The organism is Paraglaciecola sp. G1-13, assembly GCF_055809255.1.
The window spans coordinates 3,367,451-3,379,729 of record NZ_CM147903.1; the positions used below are offsets into that span (position 1 = coordinate 3,367,451).

At 44.8% G+C, this 12,279-nt stretch carries 12 protein-coding genes; 2 read left to right on the forward strand and 10 right to left on the reverse strand.

The genetic code is table 11. From position 1 onward, the window contains the following. A complete protein-coding gene (gene galE, locus AC0L6N_RS14385; RefSeq protein ID WP_473475407.1) occupies positions 1-1,017 on the forward strand; it encodes a UDP-glucose 4-epimerase GalE in 1,017 nt (338 codons plus the stop codon). A 125-nt stretch (positions 1,018-1,142) separates the two neighbouring features. On the opposite strand, the gene AC0L6N_RS14390 is transcribed toward galE, so the two are convergent. From AC0L6N_RS14390 to ccmA, 10 genes are read right to left on the reverse strand one after another with little or no spacing between them, the layout of a single operon-like run. Beyond that, a complete protein-coding gene (locus tag AC0L6N_RS14390; RefSeq protein WP_473475408.1) occupies positions 1,143-1,910 on the reverse strand; it encodes an MlaA family lipoprotein in 768 nt (255 codons plus the stop codon). Beyond that, entirely contained in the window at positions 1,907-3,208 is a 1,302-nt protein-coding gene (gene ccmI, locus AC0L6N_RS14395) for a c-type cytochrome biogenesis protein CcmI (RefSeq protein ID WP_473475409.1), read from the reverse strand. Before ccmI ends, AC0L6N_RS14390 begins: the two co-directional genes overlap by 4 nt. Then, a complete protein-coding gene (locus AC0L6N_RS14400) occupies positions 3,205-3,654 on the reverse strand; it encodes a cytochrome c-type biogenesis protein (RefSeq protein ID WP_473475410.1) in 450 nt (149 codons plus the stop codon). Before AC0L6N_RS14400 ends, ccmI begins: the two co-directional genes overlap by 4 nt. Continuing rightward, positions 3,651-4,223 carry a redoxin family protein gene (locus AC0L6N_RS14405; RefSeq protein ID WP_011575986.1) on the reverse strand — a complete coding sequence of 191 codons (573 nt, stop codon included), beginning with the start codon at positions 4,221-4,223 and terminating at the stop codon, positions 3,651-3,653. Before AC0L6N_RS14405 ends, AC0L6N_RS14400 begins: the two co-directional genes overlap by 4 nt. Then, positions 4,220-6,253 (reverse strand): heme lyase CcmF/NrfE family subunit, encoded by a 2,034-nt coding sequence (locus AC0L6N_RS14410; protein WP_473475412.1) that lies wholly within the window; start codon positions 6,251-6,253, stop codon positions 4,220-4,222. Before AC0L6N_RS14410 ends, AC0L6N_RS14405 begins: the two co-directional genes overlap by 4 nt. A 1-nt stretch (position 6,254) precedes the next feature. Continuing rightward, positions 6,255-6,749, reverse strand: a complete 495-nt coding sequence (gene ccmE, locus AC0L6N_RS14415; RefSeq protein ID WP_473475414.1) for a cytochrome c maturation protein CcmE — start codon at positions 6,747-6,749, stop codon at positions 6,255-6,257. Continuing rightward, entirely contained in the window at positions 6,746-6,979 is a 234-nt protein-coding gene (gene ccmD, locus AC0L6N_RS14420; RefSeq protein WP_473475416.1) for a heme exporter protein CcmD, read from the reverse strand. Before ccmD ends, ccmE begins: the two co-directional genes overlap by 4 nt. 3 nt (positions 6,980-6,982) lie before the next feature. Beyond that, positions 6,983-7,729, reverse strand: coding sequence for a heme ABC transporter permease (locus tag AC0L6N_RS14425; protein ID WP_473475418.1), 747 nt, complete (start codon positions 7,727-7,729; stop codon positions 6,983-6,985). After that, positions 7,729-8,397 carry a heme exporter protein CcmB gene (ccmB, locus tag AC0L6N_RS14430; protein ID WP_473475420.1) on the reverse strand — a complete coding sequence of 223 codons (669 nt, stop codon included), beginning with the start codon at positions 8,395-8,397 and terminating at the stop codon, positions 7,729-7,731. Before ccmB ends, AC0L6N_RS14425 begins: the two co-directional genes overlap by 1 nt. Beyond that, on the reverse strand, positions 8,394-9,023 hold the full coding sequence (gene ccmA, locus AC0L6N_RS14435; protein WP_473475422.1) for a cytochrome c biogenesis heme-transporting ATPase CcmA: 630 nt from the start codon (positions 9,021-9,023) through the stop codon (positions 8,394-8,396). Before ccmA ends, ccmB begins: the two co-directional genes overlap by 4 nt. Before the next feature lie 633 nt (positions 9,024-9,656). Here ccmA and fliK point away from each other — a divergent pair. Then, positions 9,657-12,263 carry a flagellar hook-length control protein FliK gene (gene fliK / locus AC0L6N_RS14440; protein ID WP_473475423.1) on the forward strand — a complete coding sequence of 869 codons (2,607 nt, stop codon included), beginning with the start codon at positions 9,657-9,659 and terminating at the stop codon, positions 12,261-12,263. Positions 12,264-12,279 lie beyond the last annotated feature (16 nt).

Genomic DNA, 12,279 nt, shown 5'->3' on the forward strand with positions numbered 1-12,279 from the left:
ATGCAAACAATTTTAGTAACAGGCGGCGCTGGCTACATTGGCAGCCACACGGTTTTACAATTGCTGGAAAATAACGACAAGGTCGTTGTTCTCGATAACCTATGTAACTCTTCAAAAGAGGCGTTAGCTCGCGTAGAAAAGCTAACCGGCAAGCAAGTAACGTTTGTAGAGGGAGATATTCGTGATGCCAATGTGCTCGATACGCTATTTACCTCTCACAGCATTGATTCGGTTATACACTTTGCTGGGCTAAAAGCGGTTGGTGAATCAGTTGAAAAGCCATTGATGTATTACGATAACAACGTTTACGGTACCCTGGTGTTATGTGAATCTATGGCTAAGCACAATGTGAAAAGCTTGGTCTTTAGCTCTTCTGCTACGGTTTATGGCGATCCCGTTGAATTACCTCTGCATGAAGGCCTTCCTACTGGGCAACCAACGAACCCATACGGTCAATCCAAGTTAATGGTGGAATTGGTATTGCGGGATTTGTATAAGTCTGACAACAGCTGGAATATTGCTGTACTGCGTTACTTCAATCCAGCGGGGGCGCATCCTTCAGGGCGTATAGGGGAAGATCCGAACGGTATTCCTAACAACTTAATGCCGTTTATCACCCAAGTGGCCACAGGGAAACGCGAATTCCTGTCAGTTTTCGGTAATGACTACGACACACCAGATGGCACAGGTGTGCGAGACTACATACACGTTGAAGATTTAGCCGCTGGCCATCTCAAGGCCCTCGATAAGCTACAAAGCGATGTTGGCTTAGTGACCTACAACTTAGGTACAGGCCAAGGCTACAGCGTAGTCGACATGGTGAAAGAGTTTGAAAGGCAAAGCGGGCAAACCATTGCTTATAAGTTCGTACCTCGACGTGAAGGTGACGTAGCAGCTTGCTACGCGGACCCAAAACTTGCCAGCGAAGCTTTAGGCTGGAAGGCAGAAAAAGGTTTGGCCGATATGTGCCGCGACTCTTGGAATTGGCAATCGAATAATCCGAACGGTTATAAGTAAATTTCAGCATTCAGTTGTAGAAGCTAAACCAATTCCTGTAAAAACAAAAAAAGCCCAATTAACCTAAGTTAATCGGGCTTTTTTTAATGCTTATCATAGCGATTCTATTTACTTAGGATTACCCACTATTCAAGGCTATTCAAGTACGCATCAATATCATCTTCAAGGGCTTCTTCTTCTTGTGTTTTTTCCACTTGGCCGTCTTTTACTTTAAACTCTAAGTTTTGGAAATATGCATTTTTAACGAAGCTGTAAGGATCGGCAGATTGCTCAAGCTGCTGTTCTTGAGACATCAAAGTTGCACGACTCTCAAGTACTTTAATACCCGTTCTAAAAGCAGAAAAGTAAAAGTTAAGCGCATCTAACGGGGTATAGGAAGTATCTACAATGTCCCCTACTCCACTTCGGATGTCGTTAGGTCCTAAGGCAGGTATCATCAAGTAAGGGCCTGTCCCAACGCCCCACTTACCTAGTGTTTCACCGAACTCTTCTTCATTGCGAACAAGACCTAATTCGGTTGCTACATCTATCGTACCCAAAAGCCCTACAGTCGAATTTAACAAGAAACGACCAATACTGATCAACATGCCATCAGGCTTGCCTTGCAATAAGTTGTTCAAAGAGTTGGAAGGCTCTTCAAGATTCAGCGCCGCGTTAAATAACCCAGTACGAGCGAATTGCGGCGTGTAATCAACATAAACCACGGTTACTGGCCGTAGCACATAGTTATCAAGAATGTCGTAGTTAAAATCCCAGAAGGTGCGGTTAACGGATTCAAACGGATCTTTCGGGTCGTTATATTCCTGTGCTTGGTCGTCTGCGCTGTTACTTGACGCACAGCCACCCAAGGTCAATAACACAAAAAATAGCGAGCCTATTTTTAGTTTATTCACGGTAATTCCTCATTGATTAATATCGTGTATTGTTCGTTTTTCGATTTATTAAGTGTTATCTCCAACGTTCCTTGTAAATCACCGCTTGTTTTCATGACATTGCCAGACTGAGATATTTTAGCCACTAACCGCACCTTTGATAATTGCGACAAGGTTAGCGTAGGCATTACAGCGTTCGCATCTGACAATTCCACCGTAATGGGTAATTCGCCCATAGGCATTTTCACTACTGCTGCTGGCATTTTGCTGCCACCATTTGCATCTTGGGCATAAACAAACAAAAAGCCGTCTTGTGGTATTTTACCAGTCAATAACTTATCTAAGGTAACGTTAACACTCACCATTACAGACGCGCTATCAGGCTCTGCTGCTGAAGAGTTTTTATCTTCTGATGGCATTGCACCCGCTAAAGGCTCTTGTTTAATCAGCGATTCCGGTGTGACTGCGGCATTCCCTTGTAACTGGGCTATTTGCGCTTCGATTGATTGATATATCGGCGCCTCTTTAGGCACAAATGCTTTTAATCGCTGCCAGGTTTCAATTGCTAGTTCTTTGTCACCTTGTTGGGTAGCCGCCATCGCCAACATACCCAATGCCCCGGTGTTTTGTGGATCCAACTGTAATATGCGATTCAAATACACTTTTGCCTGTGCGAGATAACTTTCTTGATTCACCATTAATAGCATTTGGCTGTAACTGGCTAGCGTTTCGACATTGTCAGGTTCAATTACAAGTGCTCGCTCAAAGGCATCCATCGCGCTTTCAACACGATTAGTAGCCACATATACGCGGCCAAGTAGCGTCCAACCTATGGCATCATTTTCACTGCTAGTAAGCTTAGTTCTTAACCCCAGCGCGAACTGCTGCAGATCTTCTTCGGTGACTGAGGCGTCACCTTGCGTCACAATGCGCTCAGCCAATTCCGGTAGCTGTGCTTTGGCATCTTGCCAGTTATTCAATGCTGATACATTGTTCACCTGAAAGTACAATACAGCGACTGTGACCACACTTAGCAAGCCGCCAATAAGCAAGACACCGCGAGCGGAGCTAGCATTCTGAGCCTGTGAGTCTTGCTCGTCGAGCAAAGCAATTTTCAGATCTTTCTCTGTTTCCAATCGGTCTTGATGACTTAGCAAGCCTTCGTGCTCTTCCCGTTCTAGCTCAATCAAGCGTTGCCGAATTAAACGGGTATTAGTCAATGTATCTTGGCGTTTTCGCCCTTCTACTAACCAGGGAAATACAACGAAACCCGCCGCTACGAGTAACAAAACGATCCCCGTTATCCAAAATACGCTCACTTATCTTCCTCCAGCAACCTTTCCGCGGCTTGCAGCTTATTCTCATCTTGGCTTACTGGCTTTTGCTGGCGACTGCGCACAACAAAAACAATGCCGAAACAGACAAAAAACGCCGGCAATAACCATAACCAAACCGTAGTTGCGTTCACAGGCGGTTGATAATAAACAAAGTCGCCATAACGCTGCTTCATATAATCAATAATTTGCTCGCGAGATTGCCCTTCATTGACTAGCTGATACACCTTACGGCGCAGGTCAGCAGCAATCATGGCGTCTGAATCGGCGATATTTTGGTTTTGACACATAGGACAGCGCAGCTCTTTAGTTAATTCAAAGAACAACGCACTTTGCGCATCTGTTTCAAACTGGTAGGTTTCTTCACTGGCAAAGATTGAGGTACTTAGCACAGTGAACAGTGCCAAGATAAGAAATTTAAAACGTATCATTCTGCAATCAACTCCTGATATACAGACTCGAACTTGTTCTGCCACACTCTAGGATTAATATCGCCAATATGATGCAAGCGCACCTTGCCTTGCTTATCAATCAAAAAGGTTTCGGGCGCACCCGTTACACCTAAATCTAAGGATAGGTCACGCTTTACATCAAAAATATTGTAAGCATAAGGGTCACCTAATTGACCAAGTTTCTGCTCAACTTCTTGCTGCACTCTTTCGACGGTTTTAATACCAAAATCTGGGTCGATGTCCTGATCGTAATACAAACCGACTATGTGTTTACCCTCGTTTTTTAACTGCTCTAAAAACGGAATTTCCACAGCGCAGGTAACGCACCACACGCCCCACACGTTCAGCAGGGTGACCTTGCCCACAAACACTTCTGTGGTGTAGGTTAAATCGGTATCCATTAGATCAGGTAATACAAAACTCGGAACGGGTTTGTTCAACAAGGTTGATTCGTGCTCTCTTGGGTTACTAAACAACCCTTGAAATAAAAATATCGCTAAGCCCACAAACAGAATTAAAGGCAATACGAATAACGAAATCTTTCTCATGATCGAGACTCCACTGCATCTTGAGAAGCTGGCACCTGCGGCGCGTTCAGTTTTGTTTGGTCTTTAGCAACTTTCTTGCTAGCTAGTTTCTGCATGCGATAACGCTTATCTGAGATAGACAAAATGCCACCAAATCCCATGATGAAAGCGCCGGCCCAAATCCAGTTTACGAACGGTTTTACGTAGATGCGCAAAGCCCAATCGCCATCGTCAAGTTGCTCGCCAAGTGCCACGAACAAGTCGCGGTGAATATTTGAATCAATCCCGGCCTCTGTCATCACATTGCGCTGCACGGTATAAATCCGTTTTTCAGCTTCCAGGTTAGCGACTACTTCACCGTCTTGTTTCGCCACTACATGCGCTTGATAGCCCGTATAATTCGGCCCTTTAACGTTACTTACCCCCTTAAAGGTAAAGTCATAACCCATGAGTTGAACGGTTTCGCCATACGCCATGCGCACGTGTTTTTCTTGGTTGTAGTTACTCACCAAAGTGATACCAATAATACTGACAGCGAAGCCCAAGTGGCCGACCACCATGCCCCAATGGCTAGGCGTCAGTTTAGCCAAGGCCGAGAAAATCGGTTGTTGTGACAGTTTTTTATCGGCATTAATGCGCTGGTGTATTTCCATGATAGTGGTGACCACAATCCAGAACCCCATAACCATACCTAACGCCGCCATATAGGATGTTTGCTCGAAATTCGCCGTCACCAAGATAGCAGCAGACAAGCTCAGTCCAAACGCGATCAACAACTGCTTATACAGCGCCGAGGGTGCCTGATTCTTCCAGCGTGACAATGGCCCGATGCCCATCAGTAATACAAATGGCACAATCAAATAGCTAAACATTTGATTAAAGAAAGGAGCGCCAATTGAAATAGACCCCAGGCCTAATTCTTTGTGCACTAGTGGTAAAAGTGTGCCTAATAACACCACCAAACAGGCCGCGGTCAGAAATACGTTGTTTCCAGCGAGCATCACCTCACGGGAAAATAATTGGTAACGGCCAGCACCTTTAAGTTGTGGTGCACGGATTGCGAACAGTAAAAGAGAGCCGCCAATCACCACAACAAGTAAGCCTAAAATAAAAAGACCTCGACTTGGGTCACTGGCAAAAGAGTGCACAGACACCAAAATACCCGAGCGCACTAAAAACGTACCAAGTAGGCTTAACGAGAACGCAGCAATAGCCAGTAAAACAGTCCACGATTTAAACACTTTGCGCTTCTCGGTTACCGCTAAGCTGTGCATTAATGCTGTACCTACAAGCCACGGCATAAACGAGGCATTTTCAACAGGATCCCAAAACCACCAACCGCCCCAGCCAAGTTCATAATAAGCCCACCAACTACCTAGGGCGATCCCTACGGTGAGAAATGACCATGCAGCAATTGTCCAAGGACGAGACCATCTGGCCCACGTTGAATCTAACTGACCAGAAATCAATGCGGCTAAGGCAAAAGCGAAAGCCACAGAAAACCCAACATACCCCATGTACAGCATAGGCGGATGAATTATCATGCCGAAGTCTTGAAGAAGCGGGTTTAGATCACGCCCATCAACAGGGTAAAACGGAAGTAATACATCAAATGGATTCGATGTAAGCAACATAAACAAGTAAAAACCAATCGCTACCATGCCAAGAATGGATAAGACTCGAGCCACCATTTTCAACTCTATCGCTTTACTAAACAACGCGACGGCGACGGTCCAAATCGAAAAGATCATCACCCATAGCAAGAATGAGCCTTCATGCCCGCCCCATACGGCAGTGTATTTATACACAAGCGGCAAGGTACTGTTAGAGGTGCTCGCCACGTAAGCCAAACTGAAATCGTCATGTACAAACGCCCATGTTAAGCAAATATATGCAACTAGGGTGAACGCAAACATACCGATGGCCAGCGGTTTGGCCATTTGCATCAGTTTTAGATGATCTTTTTGTGCGCCCCACAAAGGATAAATAGCGAGTGATATCGCCATGAGTAACGCTAAGACCAGTGAAATATTTCCTAATTCAGCCACCATATCAGCCACTCACCTTTGGCGTTGAGTAAGCCTGCTCTGGTTTCACATGTTTGATGCCTTTCATTTTTTCTGCTAACTCGGGTGGCATGTATTCTTCGTCGTGCTTAGCCAGCACTTCGTGCGCTTCAATATGATTATCGGCTGTTAAGACGCCCGTGGCGACGATGCCCTGCCCTTCACGGAATAAATCTGGTAATAAGCCTTGGTAGCTCACTGTCACGATTGGACCTGTGTCGACTAAATCAAAACTCACCGCTAAACTTTCGTTGTCACGCTTAACAGAGCCAGGAACGACCATGCCTCCGATGCGCAAACGCTGCCCCACTTGAGGAACTTCTTTTACTTGGCCTATTTGCTTACCGTCGATAACTTCCGAAGGCGTGTAAAACAAGTCAATGTTTTGACTGAGGGCGTAAAGCATTAAGCCAATTGCTGCGCCGATTACCATTACGATAGCGGATATCACTATTAGGCGTTTTTGACGTCTAGGATTCATTTTTCTTCCTCGTTTTGTAGCGACGCTTGCGCTGCTGCAGCAGCCTTCGCCGCTTTAATACGTGTTTTTCGGGCCTGCTCTTTTTCTACGGCATTAAACAATTGCTTTTTTTGGCGAACGGCATCAAAAGCGAGAATAGCGAGAGCCAATAAACTAACGCCGAAAGACAGCCACACGTAGAATCCGTAACCGCCCATATCTAAAAATGCACTGACACTTTCAAACTGCATGCCTTACTTCCTCTTCGTTTGGGTAACTAGCGCTTGAACCCAAGGGCGATGCAGCTCACGACGTAATATCTCGTTCTGTAAACGTCGAATAAATATTGCGCCCATCACCAAAGCCAGTCCCAGAATGCTTATCAGCAAAGGCCAGAGCATTTCAGGCGCTACCGATGGCTTATCGAATTTAGTGATACTCGCGCCCTGGTGTAAGGTATTCCACCATTCCACGGAAAAATGAATAATCGGCAAATTAATCACACCTACCAGTGCCATCACACCTGCTGCTTTGCCTCCTTGCTGCTTATCCTCAAATGAGGCATACAAGGAAATAACGCCTAAGTACAAAAATAACAAAATCAACTCAGAGGTTAAGCGCGCATCCCACACCCACCAAGTGCCCCACATGGGTTTCCCCCAAGCAGCGCCGGTAAACAATGCGATAAAGGTTACCACTGCACCAATTGGCGCGAGCGCTATCATGGCCATAAATGCGGTGCGCACCTGCCAGACTAAACCGATAAAAGCTGAAATCGCCATCGCACTGTATGCCCCCATAGATAAGATCGCGCTAGGTACGTGAATATAGATTATGCGAAAGGAATCCCCTTGCTGGTAATCAGAGGGAGCAAAAGCAAGGCCCCATATCATCCCAACGCTAAAAGAGATAAGCGATGAAGTGACAAACCAAGGTAGTAAGCGCTCACATAGCTGGTAAGCATTTTGGGTTTTCGCATAAGGATGTAACCATTTCCACATCAGTTTTGACTCACTCGTAATGCGTAGGCAATAGCGAAGGGCGCCAAAGCCAAGGAGATTAATAACATTGCGCCAATAATGGCTAACTGTGCCGTATACGGTAATTGTAATGACGCAGCTTCTACCGCTGCAGTAGCAAAAATCAATAATGGAATAAACACCGGCAATAGCAGCAGTGCTAACAACACTCCTCCTCGATTAAGCCCTAGGGTTAATCCGACGGCAATGGCGCCCACTAAACTCAATAAAGGCGTACCCAATAAAAGTGTACTTAACAACGCCCAATACATAGGTTCAGTTAAATTTAAAAAAAGCGCCAAAAGAGGTGATAACAACAAAAGCGGTACAATACTGGTGAGCCAATGGGTAAACACTTTAACCAGCACCACAAACGGCAACGGCGTCGCCGACAACATTATTTGCTCAAGTGAACCATCATTATAATCATCTTTAAACAAACGCTCCATACCCAGCAATGATGACAAGATCGCTGCAACCCATATCACACCAGGCCCAACCTTTTGCAATGTAGCTGGGTTTGGCCCTATGCCTAACGGAAACAAACTTATTACCAAAATGAAAAACATCATTGGCTGCATCAGCTCTGAACGCTGGCGATAGGCTAAAGCCAAATCGCGTGAGAATATCGCTTTTAATGCAATGCTCATATGCGATATTCCAACTGTAACTCTTTTGTTGGGTAATCCACATCTAACGCTTGATGAGAAGTCATGACCACACACCCATCTTGCTGCAAATGCTGAATAATTCGAGCGTTTAACAGTGCAATCCCTTGTACGTCTAGTGCAGTGAATGGTTCATCTAATATCCATACTGTGGCAGTGGTTTTTAACCAAAATCTCGCTAATGCAACACGCCTTTGCTGCCCTGCCGATAAATTACTTACCGGCACATCTTCTAAACCCACTAACCCTAGTACACCCAATACATTGTATATTGCGTTTTCACTGGTCATTACACTGTGTTGGCAACACCAATACATTAAATTCTCGAGTGGATTTAAACTGCGGTTTATGCCCAAAGCATGACCAAAATAGAGTAAGTCACTTTGGTAAGCCTCGCGATTTTGCATAATGTTTTGCCCGCGGTACGCAACCGACCCGCTGTCAGCGTTTACTAATCCGGTTAATACTCTCAATAGACTTGTTTTGCCCGCACCATTTGGCCCCTTGATATACATCAAATCACCCGCAGAAACAGATATATTTATCTCATCAAACAGCAACCTATCGCGCTTTGAAACAGATAATTGATGAGCAGAAAGTAGCGGCAAAGCAGTCCCTAGATAAACAAATAGTTAGACAAAAAAACGCCGCGATAATACCACAGCCCAACAATCTGGAATACTCAGAAAATCAAATAAGTCGTATCAATTCATGTACTAAAGTTGTCATTTTAGGGTACTAAAGAATGATTCTTATAAAAATGCCAGAGCTTTGATAACAATATGAACGGCAGTAATGCGCCCCCTAGGTGGTACGCATCAGCCATAGTGTGTTCATAATGAGAAAACGCTGTTAATTCCCGTGCTCTTGCAAAACTAAAAGACGTGCTAAGCCTACAGTTTTGGATTAATACCATTACACGTTAATAAGCGATCACTCAGCGATAGTGTAAAAGGCTTAAACAAGGCGCATGACTGGCCGCTCTTTATTAAAAGACAACTCGTTCTCTTTCGACGTCATGCAACGCATGTGTGAGTCCTTTTAAAACTCGCCTAAAAGGAATGCTACAGCAGCTTTTGCTCTGTGTTTTCACTATTTGAAAGGGAACAACCATTACTGCATAGTGACACCTTAATCTAAAGCGCTGGACGCATTCTGATGCGGCACTTATTGATGCGGATTGGTATAAGAGCATGCTACATTTAGATTAATATTATTCGCTAACAGCCGATAAACGATATATGTCAGATAGCCCTCCTATTTCCTCAACGCTAACGGCGCAAGCTACTCAGCAAGCTAAGGTCGCGCCAAGCACCGGTGGGCATAGTTCTGAGGCTATCATCAAGCAAGTATCACCTGCCCTTGTGACGGTCAGCTCGACGGCGCAAGGTCAGCCTGTTGCGCTCGCAACAAGTGAGATTAAAGGTCAACTCGATCCGAAGTTGCGCTATAACGTTAGTGTTACCATTGATGTTGCAAACACGGCAACCTCTACTAAGGCAACGCCGCAAGTATCCACCGCAGCTTCATTGTCATCAGTTCAGCCCTCAACCGAATCTCAGCCTAAAGCGGCGCCTCAACCCGCTATAGGCACTCGAGCCGCTGTAGGCACTCAACAAGCGACTAGCACTCCAATTCTGCTATTTACCAGCACACAAACAACTAGCGCCAAGCAACCCAATGCAACGATAAACAGTCAACAACTAGAACGAGTTTTAAGCTTACCACCTAGCCAAATACAGGCTGCTCGCATTCCTCCGACATTATTGAGCACTCAAGCTCAAGTCGTCGCAATCGATGCTAAGTTAACAACATTGACGTTTACAAGCTCAGCTACTCAGCAAAGTTCCAGTGTAAGTTTATCTACCTCTTCCCCAGCCCCTAATCCTTTCAGAAATAGGGAAATACTTAATGTGCAGCTTAAACCGGTTGGCAACCAGTGGCAGATGTTACTTAATAGTCTTAACACTGGTTCTCAAAGCATTATCACCAACGTCACTAATGATCAGATCTCGCCGCTGCTTAAACAAATGCTTGTTGATGCAGCCTCAAAGACGCCAGTGCAAGGCAATACGTTACAACCTCGACAGAATACTCTCCTCTTTAATCAAAACTCGCCTCAAATAGTAATTGATAGCAAGGCATTGGGTCGCGCTCTGACATCGACAGCCCCCCTGATACGCGACGCGAATATCGGCGCAAATACTTCACAGTCGAATGTGAGTACTTCCCAGAATATTAAAAACAATCCTCTATTAATGACGGCGTTACAAAGCTCTATCGCAACAAAATTACATTTGGCGATAAATAAAGATGGTGGGGCGGTTATTCAAAATATCGATGAGCTGAATTCAGTCACCACGAAACCGTCAGCCCAGATACAGATAACTGGAAAAAATATCGACAGCATTGCAACACTGTTAAAAACACTAAATGTCCCCGTCGACGCGCAAACACACAGAGCACTTCTACTTATTGCGAGCAACAGCGCGCAAAGGTCAGCCGCTCCTATCATAGAGCCTTTGTTGAATCAGTCTCTAGATAGGAAAAATTCAGAGCTGCCTTCAAATCACCAGCCAATAAATAGGTCACAAAGCCATATCTCAAAGTTAGCAGGATCTGCTGCTTCATCCTTTCGCCATGGAATAAATCAGTTTCTGAACAACATAACGGGCGATCAGCAAGCTACTGCAAAGGCGATAAACTCTGCGACAGCCAGTACCATTCTATCCAATAGCAGTAAGCCTGATAGCGTTTCAAAATCCACAGCAATACACTCTACTGATAGCACAACGGCTAAAACTCCACCAATTGGCAGACAAGCTGAGACTTCAGTAAACAATGAACAGGTTAATAAAGCGAATATTGTCGTCCCGCAAATGACAGCGAAGGTTAAAGCGCAAGCGATAGAAGTGCTGCATTCGTTATTGCGCGTTGTGCAAGCAAGAGCTGAGCAGCCCAGTGAATCATTAACCAGAATAGCCAGTGCGCTAAACGATACGCAGTTTATTGAAGAGCCAGGGGTAAAAGGTCTTAAAGAACATGTACTGGAACAAATAAAACAAAATGTACCTCAAGGTAAAGAGCAGGACGCTAATCAAATACGTCAGCTATTAACAAACCAAGCACTGAGTTTAAGTGCAACGCAAATTGTTAGTCCTGTTTCAGGGCAAGGCATGCTCAGCGGCTTAGTAACGTTAATTCAAATATCTCTGGCATCACGCTTTGCGCGCAACCAACCTCACCAAAGCGAGAAACTATCCCAAGGGATTAATTCTCTTTTTAGTTCTGAATCGAGCGCGGGTTCTGGCAAAACGAATAGTAGCGCACCAGTCAGTTCAAAGGGGTTGAATGAGTTTGCTCAGCTAGAACAGAAGTATCAAATCTTGCGAGAAATAAGCCGTTTATTTGCCGGTCATCAAAGTAGTAAAATTGGCAATGCCGAGCAACTCCTGCAAGGTCAAGACAGTTTTTACTACACCTTGCCCTCTGCGTTTGGCAATAAGTTGCAAGATATCGAGTTATTAGTCAGGCGTGAGAGTGATTCAAGAGAAGACGGGAAAGAGGATGCAAACGACAACAATCGAATTTGGCATTTGACCATGAAATTAAGTGCTGGTGATTTAGGGGAATTGTTGACCAAGGCCAAATTGCGTCAAGGTACACTAGAGTTAGACTTTTATACTTCTAATGAGCAAACCAAACACCAAGTAATGAATTACTTACCTCTATTTAATAAACGCCTGACTGCGTTAGGAATAGAAGTCACCAAAACTCAGTGCCAATTAGGAAAAATTCCTGACACGTTACGTCAACGACCTTATCACCTACTGCAGACTAAAGTTTAGTCACGCTAATTCGAAT